This window comes from Roseateles sp. GW821-FHT02E12, assembly GCF_059421665.1.
Genome location: NZ_JBWKVK010000001.1, coordinates 1,951,257 through 1,967,295, shown reverse-complemented (window position 1 = coordinate 1,967,295; position 16,039 = coordinate 1,951,257). Strand labels below are relative to the sequence as shown.

Genomic DNA, 16,039 nt, shown 5'->3' with positions numbered 1-16,039 from the left:
GCGGCACGGCCTCGAGTCGTTAGGACAACCCCAAAAGCAACGCATGATCCACCCATGCAATCCGCGCACACTCTTCGCGGCGCCAGCCGCCTCGCCGTCGATGCCACTACCGGCGTCACCAATCTCGTCGAGGCCATGCATGCCGAGATCTCTCGGCTGCCGCTGACAAAGAAGAGAGACCGCACCTCCGGCATCACGGGCCTCGTCTACCGCAGCGTGCGCGGCGTCACCAAGCTCGTCGGCGGCGGCCTGGACATGGCGCTGGGCGCGCTGACGCCACTGCTAGGCGAAGCAACACCCGAGCGCACCAACGCCGCGCTGGCCGCCTTGAACGGCGTGTTGGGCGACTACCTCGAAGACACCGCCAACCCGCTGGCCACGTCCATGAGCTTGCATCCGCTGGTGGATGGCGCCACGGGCCCGCCGCTGGTGATGCTGCACGGCCTGTGCATGAACGAAGCACAGTGGCGGCGTGACGGCGCCGACTTCCCCACCGCACTCGCGTCGCTGGGCTACCAGCCGCTCGGCCTGCGCTACAACACCGGCCGCCCGATCTGGCGCAACGGCGCCGAACTGGCCAAGCTGCTGGACGACGTACCCGGCCCGATCACGCTGCTGGGCCACAGCATGGGCGGCCTGGTCGCGCGCAGCGCCATCGCGCAGGCCGGGCGGCGGCGCTGGCTCAAGCGCCTGCAATGCCTGGTGACGCTGGGCACGCCCCACCAGGGCGCGCCGCTGGAGCGCGGCGGCCAGCAGCTGCAGCAACTGCTGGCCGTCAGCGCCTATTCGCGCCCGCTGGCGCTGCTGGCCGCGCGGCGCAGCGCCGGCATCCGCGACCTGCGCCATGCCAGCCTGCTCGAAGCCGATGCCGGCAAGGCCAGCCAGCTGCCTCTGCCCGATGGCGTGGCCTGCTACGCCGTAGCCGCCACCACCTCCAAGAAGGCCAGCGGCTCGCCCGCCCGCTGGCTGGGCGACGGCCTCGTGCCGGTCGCCAGCGCACTCGGCCAGCACCGCTCGCCGGCCCGCCGCCTGGCCTTCACCGACACCGCCCTGTTCACCGGCCTGGGCCACCTCGCCCTGCAGACCGATGCCGCCGTGCTGAAGCAACTGCAAGACTGGTTGACCCCATGCGATTGATGCCCCGACTACTGATGAGCCTCGTGCTGCCGATGGCCTTGACCGCATCCGCCCAGACGCTGACCTTCCTGCAGGTTCTCGACCGGCCCGACCGGCCGCAGCCCGACCACCGCCTGGCTTACGGCGACGCGCCGCAGCAGTTCGGTGAGCTGTGGCTGCCCAAGGGTCAAGGCCCGCATCCGGTGGCGCTGATGATCCACGGCGGCTGCTGGCAGGCCAGCCTGCCCGGGCCCGAGCTGCTGGCCTTCCAGGCCGATGCGCTGCGCGCCGCTGGCTTGGCCGTGTGGAGCATCAGCTACCGCCGCGTGGGCCATGCCGGTGGCGGCTATCCCGGCACCTTCGATGACGTGGCGCGCGGCACCGACCGGCTGCGCCAGCTCGCCCAGCGCTACCCGCTGGACCTGAAGCGCCTCGTCGCCACCGGCCACTCGGCTGGCGGCCACCTGGCGCTGTGGGCCGCCGCACGGCCGCGCATCGCCGCCGGCAGCCAGTTGAAGTCCGACACACCGCTGCCCATCCCCGCCGTCGTCGCCGTGGCCGGCATCCCCGACCTGGCCTACGCCTCGCGCACCAAGCTCTGTGGCACCTCGGTGGACCAGCTGCTGGGCAGCGCGCCGACGGCCACGCTGCTGCAGGACACCTCGCCGCTGGCCCTGTTGCCGCTGCGCCTGCCGCAGACGTTGATGCAAGGCGCGCAGGACCGCATCGTGCCGGTCGCCGCCAGCGAAGATTACCGCGCACGCGCCGCCACGTTGGGCGACACGGTGGAGGCGGTCACGCTGGATGATGCAGGCCACTTTGAACTCATCGCCCCGTGGACACCGGCCGGCCGCCAAGTGGTGGAGCGCATCGTGCGCGCGGTGCGCTGACTCCGCCCCGGCCATACCAGTTGGGCCAGGCCCACAATGCCGCTCGCTGGCCAGCTTCCATACCCTCGCCATGACGCTTTCCCCGATCAAGCCTCCGCCCCTCCCCCGGCCCGCGGCCCTGCTCGACCTGACGCCCGACTGGCTGCAATGGCTGGCCGAGAACCGCCTCTGGGACTGCGCGCCCGCCTTCATGCTCGACACCATGGTGGCCGCCGGCCAGGACCTGGAGCGCAGCGCGGCCGCCATCTCCCAGATCGACGGCGACCCGGTGTTCGTCGCCGCGCGCCGCCACCAGCAGATGCTGCGCAAGCTGGAGTCGGTCTGCGCCAACCTGCAGCAGGTCTGGCAGCAGGCGCCGGGCTATGCGGTCGTCGAGAAGCGCCGCGGCGTTGGCCGTGAGGAGTTCCTGGAGCGCTACGTGCGCGGCTGCCGGCCCGTGGTGTTGACGGACGTGGCCGAGGACTGGCCGGCGATGGGGCGCTGGTCGCCCGCCGACCTGCGCGAACGCTTCGGCCAGCTTGAAGTGGACGTGCAGGTGGGCCGCAACACCGACGCGCTGTTCGAGCAGAACAAGGAAAAGCTGCGCCAGCGCATGAAAGTGGCCGAGTTCGTCGACCTCGTCGTGAGCGGTGGCGCGACCAACGACCACTACCTGACGGCCAACGACGAGATGCTGCGCCGGCCGGAGTTCATGCCGCTGCTGGCCGACATCGGCCGCATGCCGCCGATTTGCGACCCGGCGCTGCTGCACACCGCGGCGTCCTTCTGGTTCGGCCCGGCGGGCACGCGCACGCCGCTGCACCACGACACGCTGATGCTCTTCCACACCCAGGTCGTCGGCCGCAAGCGCTGGCGCTTCGTGTCGCCGCTGCAGACGCCGCTGCTCTACAACCGCATGGGCGTCTACAGCCCCATCGACCTGGACGCCCCCGACTACGCCCGCTACCCGCGGCTGCGCGAGGCCGTCGTGCTGGAAACGGTGCTGGAGCCCGGCGACACCCTCTTCCTGCCGCTGGGCTGGTGGCACCAGGTGTCATCGCTGGAGATGAGCATGTCGTTCTCGTACACCAACTTCGACGCGGGCGTACCCAACGAGTTCAGCTATGTGAACCCCAGCATCGGCAACTGGTAGCGCCGGGATGCCGCCTGCCGCGTGGCAGACGCGCTACGCTTGCCGGCAGATGCAGACAACCACCTCGACGAACGCGGCCAGCATCGCCACGGGACTGACGACCTGCGGGCTGCTGCTCGCGCTGGCTGCGCCACCGGCTTCTGCCGACACCTGCCCGGCCCAGTTGCGCGTGGGCGTCATCGACTACGAGCTGCGTCCGCTGCTGATGGCCATTGAGCGCAGCGCCGCGCCCCAAGGCCTGCTGATCGACTGGGTGCGCTCTGCCGCCACGCGCGGCGGCTGCTCACCCATGCTCAGCTTCGAGCGCATGCCGATACGGCGCGGCCGGGTCGAACTGGAGCGCGGCAGCATCGACATCTGGGCCGTCTCGCTGCCCGATTCGCAGTTGGTCGAGCTGTCGACGCTGCCGGTGGTGCGCGGCGCACCCGACCCGCAGCTGGGCTTCTACCGCTCCACCTATTCGCTCTATGTGCTGTCTGGCGAGTCACGCGTCAGCTGGGACGGCAACCGCCTGAGCGGGCCAGGCGAGTTCAGCGTCGGCATCGCGCCAATCCAAGCGCTGGCCGACCTGAGCCATGACAAGGGCTGGACGGTAGACCGCGCGGTGGACACGCCCAGCGCCTTGGCCAAGTTGCTGTCGGGCCGGCACCTGGCGGCCATCCTGCCCGACCCGGCCATCGCGGCCCAGCCGCCCCAACTGACGCAGAAGCTGCGCCGCCTGACGCCGCCGGTGCTGACCTCCTGGTACCACTCGCCCGCCAGCAAAGCCTTTGCAGCCCGCTATCCCGACTTCATGCGCGGCTACTGGCTGGAGCTGTGCCGCCTCGGGCGCGCCGAGCAGCGCGAGACCCAGCCCTGCCGGGAATCCTGAGTCCCGCTGTCACCCAGGCGCCGCGCAGCGCCTGCCGGTCGTCCCACAATCGGCCGCAAACCACGGAGACAAGCCATGCCCGATAGCCACTACCGCATCTGCCCGCTGTGTGAGGCCTGCTGCGGGCTGGAAGTGAAGACCGAAGGCGCCAAGGTCATCAGCATCCGCGGCGCGGACAACGACGTCTTCAGCCACGGCTACCTCTGCCCCAAGGGCGTCAGCCTGAAGGGCCTGCACGAAGACCCCGACCGCTTGCGCACGCCGCTGATCAAGCGCGACGGCAAGTTCGTCGAGGCGAGCTGGGATGAGGCCTTTGCCGAGATCGAGAAACGCCTGCTGCCGATCTGGCGCGACAAGGGGCCGGACTCGGTGGCGTTGACCATCGGCAACCCAGCCGCGCACAAGGTGAGCCTTTTGGCCTACACGCCGCGCCTGGTGCGGGCGCTCGGCACACGCAATGCCTTCAGTGCGTCGACGCTGGACCAGATGCCCAAGCAGCTCAGCGCCGGCTTGATGTTTGGCCACTGGCTGAGCATCCCCCTGCCCGACATCGAGCGCTGCGACTACCTGCTCATCCTGGGCGGCAACCCGATGATCAGCAACGGCAGCCTGTGGACGGTGCCCGACTACCGCGGCAAGGCCAAGGCCATGCGGGCGCGCGGCGGGCGCATCGTCGTGGTGGACCCGCGCCGCAGCGAGACGGCAGCGGCGGCCGACGAACACCTGGCCATCCGCCCGGGTGGCGATGCGCTGCTGCTGGCCGGCATTGCGCACACGTTGTTCGACGAAGGCCTGGTCAAGCTGGGCCGGCTGGAACAACACATCAACGGCCTGGCCGAAGCCCGTGCCGCCGTGCAGCCCTTCGCGCCCGAGGTGACGGCCGCCGGCTGCGGCATCCCGGCCGACACGCAACGCCGCATCGCCCGCGAGATCGCCAGCGCGCCGCGTGCCGCCGTCTACGGCCGCATCGGTACCTGCACGACGCGCTTCGGCACGGTCAACTCCTGGCTGGTCGACCTCATCAACGTGCTGACCGGCAACCTCGACCGCGAAGGTGGCGCGATGTTCGCCAAGGCCGCCGCCTTCGCGCCCAACACGCAAGGCAAGCCGGGCAGTGGCAAGGGCATCACCACCGGCCGGCGCAAGAGCCGCGTGTCCGGTGCGCCGGAGGTCTTCGGCGAGCTGCCAATCACGGTCATGGCCGAGGAAATGGAAACCGCGGGCGAGGGCCAGATCAAGGCCCTCATCAGCATCGCCAGCAACCCGGTGCTGTCGGCCCCCGGCGGCCCGCGCATCGCCCAGGCGTTGGAAGGCCTGGACTTCATGCTGAGCCTGGACATCTACGTCAACGAGACCAGCCGCCACGCCGACGTCATCCTGCCGGGCCTGTCGCCGCTGGAAGACCTGCACTTCGACGTCGCCTTCCCGCAGTTGAGCCACCGCAACCACGCGCGCTTCTCGGGCCCGGTGTTCGACGCTCCAGCCGGCACGCCGCAGGAGTGGCAGACCATCCTGCGCCTGTGCGCCCTGCTGGAAGGCCGTGGCCTGAATGTGGACGTGGCGCAGCTCGACGACGAGGCCATAGAGGCCGACGTGAAACGCTTTGCCGGCGACCAGACACCCGCCGTGCTGGCCGCGCTGCAACCCTGGCGCGGCCCCGAACGCCTCATCGATCTGCAACTGCGCGTCGGCCCCTATGGCGACCAGTTCGGCCGCAAGCCCGATGGCATCAACCTGGCCAAGGTCAGGGCCGCAAGCACCGTTGAAGGTGGCGGCATCGACCTCGGCGCGCTCACGCCGCGCATCCCCGAGGTGCTGCGCACGCCCAGCGGCAAGATCGAGCTCGCGCCGCCTTCGGTGCTGGCCGACCTGGCCCTGGTGAAGGCCGAGCCCGCACCCGAGTTCAGCCTCATCGGCCGCCGCGACACGCGCTCGGGCAACAGCTGGATGCACAACCTGCCCGTGCTCGCCAAAGGGCCGGAGCGCTGCACGCTGCTGGTCAACCCGAGCGATGCAGATCGGCTGGGCCTGGCCGAATTCGCCAAGGTCAAGAGCGCCGTCGGCGAACTGATCGCCCGCGTCGAACGCAGCGCCGACATGAGCCCCGGCGTCGTCAGCCTGCCGCATGGCTGGGGGCACGACCTGGACGGCGTGCAACTCGCCGTGGCGCGCGAACGGCCGGGCGTCAACATGAACGCGCTGCTGGACGACGCGGCGCGCGACCCGCTGAGCGGCAACGCCGTGCTGAGCGGAGTGGCGGTGGAGATCGCGCCGGCTTGAACTTGTGTCTTGCGTGACACAAAGCAACGACACGGCAGATACGCACGAAACCCAGACTCGCGGCATCGAAAGCTCACGCCGCGCACCGAGGCAGAGTTCACGGGCAGCCCCTGGCCACCCGTGCACGCCAACACCTCGGCGCCTAGACTGAACCTGTTTTACCAACCCTGAGGGCAAACCCGTCGAAAGGCGGGGACGCAAAGCCACCGGCCTACCGCGCTTGCAGCACGCAAGCGCCATGGCAGCGGGGCCGCCAAGACCCAAGGTCTTGATCGGCGTGGCCCTCTGTTTCTCTTCTTCTGCACGAGAACCGGCCATGCGCAGTACCCGCCACCTCTCCTGGACCCTCAGCCTCCTCACCGCCGCGGCCCTGACCGCCTGTGGGGGCGGCAGCGACAGCCCGACCGTCCAGGCCAGCGCGGCACCCTCGGCCATCTCACTGAACGTCGATCTGGAGGATGGCGCCGCAGCGGCCTCCGTTGCCCAGCCCAGCTTCCACACCGCCGCCGTCGACCTGGACGAGCCCGACAACGGCGCGGCGCCGCACCGCGCGATGGCCCTCTCGGGCGTCGCCACCAAGGGCCTGACGCGCGAGCGCCTGGACGACGCCCAGCGCCCCCATGCCCTCGCCTCGGGCGCCGGTGAAGCCGCCCCCATGGCCACGTCCACCGCCGTCACGGTCTACACGCCGGCCCAGATCCGCGCCGCCTACGGCCTGCCGGCCCTGCCTGCCAGCACCGCGGGCCTCACCGCCGCCCAGGCCGCCCAGCTCGGCGCCGGCCAGACCATCTACATCGTCAACGCCAAGCACGACCCCAACATCGCCGCCGAGCTGGCCGCCTTCAACGCCAAGTTCGGCCTGCCTACCTGCACCTCGCGCACGCTGGCCGCCAACGCCAGCCTGCCGCTGGCCACGGCGTCCAAGACCGCCTGCGAACTGGTCGTCGCCTACAGCACCACCGCCGGTGCATTGACCGCTACCGCGCCCGCCTACGACAGCGGCTGGGCCACCGAGATCGCGTTGGACGTGCAGTGGGCCCATGCCACCGCGCCGCTGGCCCGACTCGTCCTCATCGAGGCGCCGGATGCCGGCGTGGGCAGCCTGTCCAAGGCCGTCGCGCTGGCCAACAAGATGGGTGCCGGCGTCGTGTCCATGAGCTTTGGCGCGGCCGAGGGCAGCTGGACGACGAGCTACGACAGCGCCTTCTCCGCCACCGGCATGAGCTACCTCGCCGCCACCGGCGACGACGGCGCGGCCGTGTCCTGGCCCTCGGTGTCCACGCGTGTCGTGGCCGTCGGCGGCACGACGCTGACCTACACCGGCAGCGGCGCCCGCAGCGAGACGACCTGGACCGGCACCGGCGGCGGCACCAGCGCCTATGTGGCCCTGCCCAGCTACCAGAGCGGCACCATCGGCGGCTATGCCAAGCGCGCCGTCGCCGACGTGGCCTTCAATGCCGACCCCAACTCCGGCCAATACGTGGCCCTGATCAGCCCGGGCACGACGACGACGCGCTGGGTCAGCGCCGGCGGCACGAGCCTGGCCACACCGCAGTGGGCCGGCCTGCTCGCCGTGGCCAACGCGATGCGCGTGGCCTCGGCCAAGACCGTGCTCGGCCAGCCGCATGCAGCCCTGTATCAGCAGATCGGCGCCGTGCCGACCCAATACGCCGTCGCCTTCAAGGATGTGGCCAGCGGCAGCAACGGCACGTGCACAACTTGTGCAGCCAAGACCGGCTACGACACACCCACCGGCTGGGGCACGCCTAACGCCAGTGCGCTACTGACCAGCCTGAGCGGTGCCAGCGTCACCAGCAGCAGCAGCAGCACGACGACAACAACCACCAGCACCGCCCCGACGCTGACCACCGCCAGCCTCGCCGGCACCGCCGGCAAGGCCTTCACCGGCACCATCGGCTACAGCGCACCGGGCGCAACCTCGCTGTCCATCTCCATCAGCGGCGCACCCAGCGGCATGAGCTTCTCGGCCAGCAGCGGCGGCATCGCCGTGAGCTGGGCCAGCCCTGTGGCAAGCAGCAGCACCCTCGTCATCACGCTGAAGGACAACCTCGGCCAGACAACGACGGGCAACGTGACGGTGAAGATCAACGCCTCCTGAGCATCAGTGGGCTCAGCCCGAGGCCGCCGGCCCGGGCTTGTACAGGCCGGGCTGCGCGCCAACGGGCAGTGCGAGGGGAGCGAGCAGCAGCGCAGCGATGCTGCCTGCGGCGTGGTTTTTCTTGAGCATTCGAAGACTCTCCTCTGAGGGAAAAGTCCGAGCGCACGGTTTGGCGCAGTGCTCGTCAAGAAAATCAAGCGTTGATCGGCCGGTGCACTCCGCGAGCGCGCACCGGCTTTGCCTAACTTGGCTGCTCAACGCATCCGGTCGGTCTCCAGCGCGATGCGCTCCACCGAGCCGTCGCCATTGCGGAACAGGCGCAGGCGACGCAGGCCGTCGGGGCTGACGAGCAGCTCGGCGTTCTCGGCGCGCCAGGTTTCCAACGGGCTCTCGTCGACGCTGACGCCCAGGCGGCGCACGCCGACATGGACCTTCAGCGTGCGGCCGTCGTCCAGCAGGTATTCGCCTTGGGCGCCGCGCAGCATGGCGCGATCCGCAGCGGCGGGCACGGTGGGTTCCTGGGCACTCGCGGGCGCGGTGAGCGTCATGGTTGCGAGCAGAGCGGCCGACAGGGTGAGGGGTCGCAGATTAGTCCAGGTCTTCATGGTGAGGTACTCCTTAGGTTCCCCGAGGCCAGTCGCCTCGGCACTGTCTCTTTCGCAAACCCCATGCCAGGTTGGGAGCGCAAACAAATACACGGTTTGACCCCGTTTCTATAAGGGTTCGCCCCAGGCTTGGGCTCGCGCGCCCCGCTTCGCGACACCGTGCATCGCGATGGCGCGGGGCTTGACCCTCACGCAACGTCAGGCTTCATCATCCGGCCCGTCGTCAAGAAACAAGAGCCCCGGACATGGACTACACGGTGGGAGAGCTGGCCAAACGCGCCGGCTTGACGGTGCGAACCCTGCATCACTACGAAGAACTCGGTCTGCTGCGCCCCTCGGGCCGCAGCGAGGCCGGCTACCGCCGCTACGGCGAGGCCGACGTGCTGCGCCTGCACCGCGTGCTGGCCCTGCGCGACGCGGGCCTGTCGCTGAAGGCCATCGCGCCGCTGCTGGACGGCGAGGCGCCGCGCCCGCTGGCCGAGGTGCTGCAGAGCCAGATCGAACAGATCGAGGCCCAGCTGCTGGCCCAGGAGACGTTGCTGCAGACGCTGCGCAACGCGGCCAAGCGGCTCGAACTGCACGGCGACGGCGGCGATGCGCTGCAGGTGCTGCTTGACGCGATGCAGATCCGCCGCGTGCACGAGCGCTGGTTCAGCCCCGAGCAGATGCGCGCGCTGCGCCAGCGCTGGGAAGCCATGCCCGAGACCGAGCGCGACGCCGTCGAGCTGGAATGGCCGCAGCTGATCCAGGAGGCCCGCGCCGCGATGGACGCCGGCCGCGACCCCGCCGCACCCGAGGTGCAGGCCCTGGTGCGCCGCTGGCTGGTGCTGCAGAAGCAGTTCCTCGAAGTGGCGCCCGGCATGAAGGACACGATGCAGCGGATGTACGCCGCCGAGCCCGAGCTGGCCCGCCAGTCCGGCGTGACGCCCGAGCTGATCGCCTACCTGCGCCGCTCGAAAGAGACGCTGCCCGCCGAGGAGAAATGATGAGCGACCCACGCCGCGAACTGTTTCGCAATGCCAACTTCCGCTGGTTGATCGGCGGCGGCCTGCTGTCCATGCTGGGCGACCAGTTCACGCTGCTGGCCCTGCCCTGGCTCGTCATGAGCTTGAGCCGTGATCCGCTGGTGCTGGGCACCGTGCTGGCCCTGGGCAGCCTGCCGCGCGCCGTCTTCATCCTCATCGGCGGCGCGCTGGTGGACCGCCACTCGCCCAAGGCCGTGCTGCTGTTGACCAAGTGGATCAACTTTGCGCTGCTGGGCCTGCTGGCCGTGCTGACGGCCACGGGGGCCATCACGCTGCCCGGCGTGTATGCGCTGACGCTGGCCATCGGCCTGGCGACGGCCTTCAGCTATCCCGCCGGCAGCGCCATCCTGCCGCAGACCGTGCCGGCCACGCTGATCCAGCCGGCCAACGGCGTGCTGATGGGCGCACGCCAGCTCGTGCTGCTGCTCGGGCCGGTGCTGGCCGGCCTGCTGGTCAGCGCGGGCAGCGAGCCGGCGCTGAGCGGCCACGGCCTGGCGCTGGCCTTCGGCTTCGACGCGCTCAGCTTCGCCGTGTCGGCCTGGACGCTGTCGCGCGTGCAGGCGGCGCCGGCCGAGGCCAAGGCGCCGCAGCCCGTCTTCGCGGCCATCGCCGAGTCGCTGAAGAGCTGCTGGCAGGACCGCGAGCTGCGCGCGCTGTTCCTGTACTTCGCGGCCATCGCCTTCTTCGTCGGCGGGCCCCTCCAGGTCGCGCTGCCCGTGCTGGCCGCCGAGCGCCTGCCCGGCGGCGCCGCGGCGCTGGGCATGATGCTGGCCGTGCACGGCCTGGGTGCGCTGGCGGGCATGGCGGTGTCGGGGCTGAAGCCGCACTGGCGCTTGAGCACCCTGGGCGGCACGGTGCTGCTGATCGACAGCATCGCCGGCGGCGTCTTCCTCGCCTTCGGCCATGTGCACGCGGCCTGGCAGGGGGCGCTGCTGCTGTTGCCGCTGGGCGCCTTGGGCGGCTTCGTGCAGGTGGCCGTCTACAGCTGGCTGCAGCGCCGCATCCCGCCAGCCATGCTGGGGCGGTCGATGGCGCTCTTCATGTTCATCGTCATGGGCCTGGCCCCGCTGGCCTCGGCAGCCGCGGGTGCGGCACTCCGGGTGCTGGACGTGACACAGCTGTTCACGGCGGCGGCCATGTGCCTGCTGGCGGTGGTGGCCATGGGGGCAGTGTTCACGCCGATTCGGCGGATTGCGTATCTGGAGGCTGAGGCGGCCTGAGACCCGATGGATCGTGCCTGGCGCCGGATGGCGGCTGCTATTTGGCGTCGAGCAGCGCCGCCAACCCGCCTTGCTGTAACTCCAGCAAGGCGCGCGAAGTCATCGCCGCGCCTGTGCCTGCGCCTGGCGGGTTGACCACAGCGGCTGAATTGCCAGCTCCGCCGCGGTGACGTCGTCGGCCGTCACGGCGTATTCGTTGCTGCTGCGCTCGACGAAATACGCCGAGCGATAGCGCTGCAAGAGCGCCCCGAGTGCCTTGCGGGCCTGGTTCGGAGGGCCATTGAAGGTGAGTGTCAGTGTGGTCATGGTCGGGGTTTCCGGCTAGAAGCCGAATGGTCAATTCCCATCGGTCTTCTTTGAACGCCGCAGTGCCGTCACGGTTGACCGGCCAGATTGATACAGCTTGTGAACCGAGCGCCAATCTGCGCGCCGCAGCCTGCCGCGCTACAGGCTCAAGGCCTTGTAGACCAACAGCGAAGCGTGCGCATCGTTGGCGGCGTACTGCAGCTGCTGCGGCGTGAGCGTGGGGTTGGCCCAGTTGGAGGTGGTCGCCTTCTTGGACTTGGTGAACCGCTGGCCAAGCACGACGGCCACCGAAACCTTGAGGCCTACGGCGTCCTTGAAGCCCAGCCGCCGCACCAGGTGGGACAGGTCAATCGACTGCCCCAGGCGCAGGCCCAGCTTGCGATGGATCTGCGGCCGGTCCGAGGCCAGGCCGAAACCCACCTTCACCACTTCGTCCGATTCGATCATGGCCTGCAAGAAGGCATGCACGCCCGGCGTGGCGGTCTGCACGATGAAGGCATGCGTCGCGGTGGCGAACTGGATCACCTCGGGACCGGTCTGAGGTGCACCGGCGACGAAGACGGGCTTGCTCTCGGTATCGAATCCCACGTGGCCCGACTCACGCAGCGCGTGCTCGGCGAACTCGAGCTGGGCTGCGGTCTTGAGCAGGTGGATGCAGTGGGCCGGCAGCGCCGGGTAGGGCGGCAATGCCGCGATCTGCTCACTCGTGGGCCGCACGAGCGGCGGGGGTCTTTGCATGGACGCAGTATGCAGCGGTGAATCCCGCAGCCCGGCTACCGCCCTGCCACCAGCGTTGCCACCTCGGCGGCAGACCTCACACCCAGCTTGGCGAACACCCGGGCGCGGTGCACCTCCACCGTCCGCACCGACACGTTGAGTTCGTCGGCGATGACCTTGTTGAGCTTGCCCGCCGCTACCCGGGTCATGACCTCGTGCTCGCGCTCGGTCAAGCTGGCCAGTCGCGCGCTGCGTTCTGCCGCCTGGGCGCCTTCGGCCTGCATGGCGGCATCCACGGCCAGGGCCTGTTCGATGCGGTCGGCCAGTGCGTTGTCGCTGTAGGGCTTCTCCAGGAAGTCGAAGGCGCCCTTCTTCAGCGCCTCGACGACCATGGGGATGTCGCCGTGGCCGGTCAGGAAGAGCACGGGGTTCTTCAGCCGGCGCGTGAGCAGTTCGTCGTGCAGGCGTGTGCCGCTCATGGGCTCCATGCGAACGTCGAGCAGGAAGACGCCCTTGGGCTGGCCCTCGCGGTCGAGCATCTCCAGCAGCGCCGGGCCGCCGTCGAAGGTGCGCACGGTGAGGCCGCGCGAGCGCAGCAGGAAAGCGAGCGCGTCGCGCACACCGGCGTCGTCGTCGACCAGATGGACGGTGCCTTTATCCATGGACGCTCTCCGGGCTTGTTTCGCGGCTCAAGGGCAGGCTGAAGGAGAACAGCGCGCCGCCGTTCGCCGCCTCGCTGGCGTCGAGCACGCCCTGGTGGGCTTCGACGATGGAGCGGCAGATGGCCAGGCCCATGCCCATGCCGTCGGCCTTGGTGGAGTAGAACGGCGCACAGAGCTGCTCGACGCGGCGGCCTTGCAGGCCGGGGCCGTTGTCCTGCACGTCCACGCGCACGAAGTCGCCCGCCACGCGGCTGCTGACGGCGATGCGGCGCCCCGCCTCGCGGGCCTGCAGCGCGTCTGCGGCATTGCGCACCAGGTTGATGACCACCTGCTCGATGAGGACTGCGTCGGCCAGCACCGCCGGCACGCCGGGGGCAAGCGTCACGTCCAGCGCAACGCCACGGCGCTGGCAGTCGCGCTTGAGCAGCTCGACGGCATCGGCGATGACTTCGTGCAGGTCGCAGGGTTCATGGCGGGGCTCGCGCCGGGTCAGGAACTCGCGGATGCGCGCGACGATGCGGCCGGCATGCGCCGCCTGCTGGCCCAGGCGCTGCAACGCGCCGAGCACGAGTTCATCCTGCACGCCCAGCTTGGCCAGTGAATTGGTGACGCCGGCACCGTAGCTGGCGATGGCCGTGAGCGGCTGGTTCAGCTCGTGGGCCAGCGTGGAGGCCACCTCGCCGAGCATGGTCAGGCGGGCGTTGTGGGCCAGGGTTTCGCCCTGGCGGCGCTCGCGGTCTTCGAGACGCTTGCGCTCAGTGATGTCGATGATGCTGCCCATCCAGCCGATCTGGCGGCCGCCGGCATCCACCAAGGGCGACTCGAAGACCATCACGTCCACCATGCGGCCGCTGCTGTGCTGCCAGCGCGCCTCGAAGCCCTCGCGCGGCGCGTGGCCGGCGAGGTTGCGGCGATTGCGCTCGGTCAGTTCGTCCAGTGCGTCAGGCGGCCAGTAGGGCATGGGCGGCAGCAGGCCGATGAGCTGTTCGGCGCTCAGGCCCACCATGTCGCAGAAGGTGCGGTTCACGAACAGCAGGCGGCCGTCAAAGTCGCGCGCGCGCAGCGCCACCAGCGCCGAGTCCTCCATCGCGCGGCGCCAGGCGGCCTCGGTGCGGCCGGCCACCTCGGCGCGCTGCACCTGGCGCATCTGCCGGCGCAGCAGCCAGCTCGCCACGGCGATCAACGGCAGGAAGCCGGCCACCAGCACCCAGGCCAGCGGGCGCACGCCGTCCACGGCAGGGTCGCGCACGGTCAGCTCGAGCGCGGCGTCGGTCAGCGTCGCCTGCGTCAGCGGGCTGGCGCGCAGCGGGCCGGTCAGTGCCACGCGGTAGCTCGGCCGCGGCGCCTGGGCTGCGCGCAGCGGCGACTCGGTGCTGGAGGCGATGACCTGGTCGGCGCTGTCGACGAGCTGCACATCGTATTTGCGCGCCAGCCACCAGGGCACGCCGCGCTTGAGCAGCAGGGCCGGCGGGTAGCGCACGACGAGCGTGCCTTCGGTGCCGACGGGGGCGGTGAGATGCAGGGACAGGCCGTCCTCCAGCCGCCCGACGTCACCGCGGCCCGACACCTCGGCCATCACGCGGTTGCGTGCGTCCAGCCAGGTGACCGACTGCCACAGCCGCCGCAGGCCCGCGTTGACTTCGGCCTGGCCGGCCAGTGCCGCCTCGCCCGGCGCCTCGCCGACGAGGGCCTGGGCAAGCTGGCGCAGATGGCCCTGCTCGTCGGCAATGCGGTCGCGCAGCTGGGCCTCGGTGCTGAGGGCGTCGGAGATCATCGTCTGGCGCTGCTGCTCCTGCTCCTCGGCCTCGTTGGCGCGCACCCACGCCAGCACGCCGAGCACGAAGATCAGCGACAAGGCCAGCGGGGCCAGCCACAGGCTTCGGGTCAGCAACTCGCGCAGGTTCATGGCACGCAGTCTAAGAACAGGCGAGGTGATACGAAATGTGGAACTCCACAACTATCTGCACCGCACGGCGATCGGAAGAATGCCGCCCATACCCACTATTCCAAGATAGGAGACCCACCATGACCCTGCGCCGTCTCGTACTTTCTTCAGTTTTGGCTGCGCTGGCCCTGCCTTTCGGCACCGCCATCGCCCAAGCCCCGATCGTCATCAAGTTCAGCCACGTCGTGGCCCCCGACACGCCCAAGGGCAAGGGCGCCCAGCGCTTCAAGGAAATCGCCGAGGCCAAGACGGGCGGCAAGGTCAAGATCGAGCTGTACCCCAACAGCCAGCTCTACAAGGACAAGGAAGAGATGGAGGCGCTGCAGCTGGGCTCCGTCCAGATGCTGGCGCCTTCGCTGGCCAAGTTCGGCCCGCTGGGCGTGAAAGAGTTCGAGGTCTTCGACCTGCCCTATCTGTTCAAGGACACCGACGCCTTCCGCGCCGTCACCGAAGGCCAGCTGGGCGCTGACCTGTTCAAGAAGCTGGAGCCCAAGGGCATCAAGGGCCTGGCCTACTGGGACAACGGCTTCCACATCATGAGCGCCAACAAGCCGCTGCACAACGTGGCGGACTTCAAGGGCATGAAGATGCGCATCCAGTCCAGCAAGGTGCTGGACGCGCAGATGCGCGCACTCGGCGCCATCCCGCAGGTGATGGCCTTCAGCGAGCTGTACCAGGCGCTGCAGACCGGCGTCGTGGACGGCACCGAGGGTGTGCCGAGCAACTTCTACACGCAGAAGATCTTCGAAGTGCAGAAGCACATGACGCTGTCCAACCACGGCCACCTGGCCTACGCGGTCATCGTCAACCGCAAGTTCTGGGAAGGCCTGCCCGCCGACATCCGCAGCCAGCTGGAAGCGGCGATCAAGGAATCGACCACCTACGCCAACGCCATCGCCAGCACCGAGAACGGCCGCGCACTGGAAGGCATCAAGGCCAGCGGCCGCGTGAACATCTACATGCCCACGCCGGCCGAGATGAACGAGTGGAAGAAGGCGCTGATGCCGGTCCACAAGGAGATGGAGTCGCGCGTCGGCAAGGCCACCATCGAGGCCGCCTACAAGGCCGCGGCCTTCGTCGCACCCAAGTAATCCCCTCCCCGCGCTTCGCCATGCCAGGGCCGCACCGGCCCTCGGCAGGCGCAGCCGTTT

At 69.7% G+C, this 16,039-nt stretch carries 14 protein-coding genes and 1 riboswitch; of the genes, 9 read left to right on the top strand and 5 right to left on the bottom strand.

Annotated features, from left to right (window positions below; all coding sequences use genetic code 11):
• Nucleotides 1-54: 54 nt before the first annotated feature.
• The 6 genes from AC07V5_RS09345 to AC07V5_RS09320 all read left to right on the top strand — a co-directional run bounded on the left by AC07V5_RS09345 (nucleotide 55) and on the right by AC07V5_RS09320 (nucleotide 8,408).
• Entirely contained in the window at nucleotides 55-1,137 is a 1,083-nt protein-coding gene (locus AC07V5_RS09345; protein ID WP_495115372.1) for a lipase family alpha/beta hydrolase, read from the top strand.
• Nucleotides 1,137-2,006: an alpha/beta hydrolase gene (locus AC07V5_RS09340; RefSeq protein ID WP_495115371.1), complete on the top strand. Its 870-nt coding sequence runs from the start codon at nucleotides 1,137-1,139 to the stop codon at nucleotides 2,004-2,006. The genes AC07V5_RS09345 and AC07V5_RS09340 overlap by 1 nt, the downstream gene beginning before the upstream one ends.
• A gap of 70 nt (nucleotides 2,007-2,076) precedes the next feature.
• Entirely contained in the window at nucleotides 2,077-3,138 is a 1,062-nt protein-coding gene (locus AC07V5_RS09335) for a cupin-like domain-containing protein (protein WP_495115370.1), read from the top strand.
• Between the two features lie 49 nt (nucleotides 3,139-3,187).
• Nucleotides 3,188-4,009 carry a hypothetical protein gene (locus AC07V5_RS09330; protein ID WP_495115369.1) on the top strand — a complete coding sequence of 274 codons (822 nt, stop codon included), beginning with the start codon at nucleotides 3,188-3,190 and terminating at the stop codon, nucleotides 4,007-4,009.
• A gap of 75 nt (nucleotides 4,010-4,084) precedes the next feature.
• Nucleotides 4,085-6,289, top strand: coding sequence for a molybdopterin-dependent oxidoreductase (locus AC07V5_RS09325; RefSeq protein ID WP_495115368.1), 2,205 nt, complete (start codon nucleotides 4,085-4,087; stop codon nucleotides 6,287-6,289).
• 162 nt (nucleotides 6,290-6,451) lie between these two features.
• Nucleotides 6,452-6,547, top strand: a riboswitch (cyclic di-GMP riboswitch).
• 58 nt (nucleotides 6,548-6,605) lie between these two features.
• Nucleotides 6,606-8,408 (top strand): S53 family peptidase, encoded by a 1,803-nt coding sequence (locus tag AC07V5_RS09320; protein WP_495115367.1) that lies wholly within the window; start codon nucleotides 6,606-6,608, stop codon nucleotides 8,406-8,408.
• A 254-nt stretch (nucleotides 8,409-8,662) separates the two neighbouring features.
• Here AC07V5_RS09320 and AC07V5_RS09315 read toward each other — a convergent pair whose 3' ends face one another.
• Nucleotides 8,663-9,013, bottom strand: a complete 351-nt coding sequence (locus AC07V5_RS09315) for a hypothetical protein (RefSeq protein WP_495115366.1) — start codon at nucleotides 9,011-9,013, stop codon at nucleotides 8,663-8,665.
• A gap of 245 nt (nucleotides 9,014-9,258) precedes the next feature.
• Here AC07V5_RS09315 and AC07V5_RS09310 point away from each other — a divergent pair, with 245 nt between their 5' ends.
• Nucleotides 9,259-9,999 (top strand): MerR family transcriptional regulator, encoded by a 741-nt coding sequence (locus tag AC07V5_RS09310; RefSeq protein ID WP_495115365.1) that lies wholly within the window; start codon nucleotides 9,259-9,261, stop codon nucleotides 9,997-9,999.
• Nucleotides 9,999-11,258, top strand: coding sequence for an MFS transporter (locus AC07V5_RS09305; RefSeq protein ID WP_495115364.1), 1,260 nt, complete (start codon nucleotides 9,999-10,001; stop codon nucleotides 11,256-11,258). The genes AC07V5_RS09310 and AC07V5_RS09305 overlap by 1 nt, the downstream gene beginning before the upstream one ends.
• 99 nt (nucleotides 11,259-11,357) lie before the next feature.
• Here the strand turns inward: AC07V5_RS09305 and AC07V5_RS09300 are convergent, their stop codons facing one another.
• From AC07V5_RS09300 to AC07V5_RS09285, 4 genes are all read right to left on the bottom strand, one after another.
• The gene (locus tag AC07V5_RS09300; protein ID WP_495115363.1) at nucleotides 11,358-11,564 is read right to left on the bottom strand and encodes a hypothetical protein; all 207 of its coding nucleotides are present in this window, start codon (nucleotides 11,562-11,564) and stop codon (nucleotides 11,358-11,360) included.
• A 138-nt stretch (nucleotides 11,565-11,702) separates the two neighbouring features.
• Nucleotides 11,703-12,302, bottom strand: coding sequence for a 3'-5' exonuclease (locus AC07V5_RS09295; protein ID WP_495115362.1), 600 nt, complete (start codon nucleotides 12,300-12,302; stop codon nucleotides 11,703-11,705).
• A 35-nt stretch (nucleotides 12,303-12,337) separates the two neighbouring features.
• Nucleotides 12,338-12,943, bottom strand: a complete 606-nt coding sequence (locus tag AC07V5_RS09290) for a response regulator transcription factor (protein ID WP_495115361.1) — start codon at nucleotides 12,941-12,943, stop codon at nucleotides 12,338-12,340.
• Entirely contained in the window at nucleotides 12,936-14,849 is a 1,914-nt protein-coding gene (locus AC07V5_RS09285; RefSeq protein ID WP_495115360.1) for a sensor histidine kinase, read from the bottom strand. The genes AC07V5_RS09290 and AC07V5_RS09285 overlap by 8 nt, the downstream gene beginning before the upstream one ends.
• A 119-nt stretch (nucleotides 14,850-14,968) precedes the next feature.
• On the opposite strand from AC07V5_RS09285, the gene AC07V5_RS09280 reads away from it, so the two are divergent.
• Complete coding sequence (locus tag AC07V5_RS09280; protein ID WP_495115359.1) at nucleotides 14,969-15,979, top strand: TRAP transporter substrate-binding protein; 1,011 nt, start codon at nucleotides 14,969-14,971, stop codon at nucleotides 15,977-15,979.
• Nucleotides 15,980-16,039 lie beyond the last annotated feature (60 nt).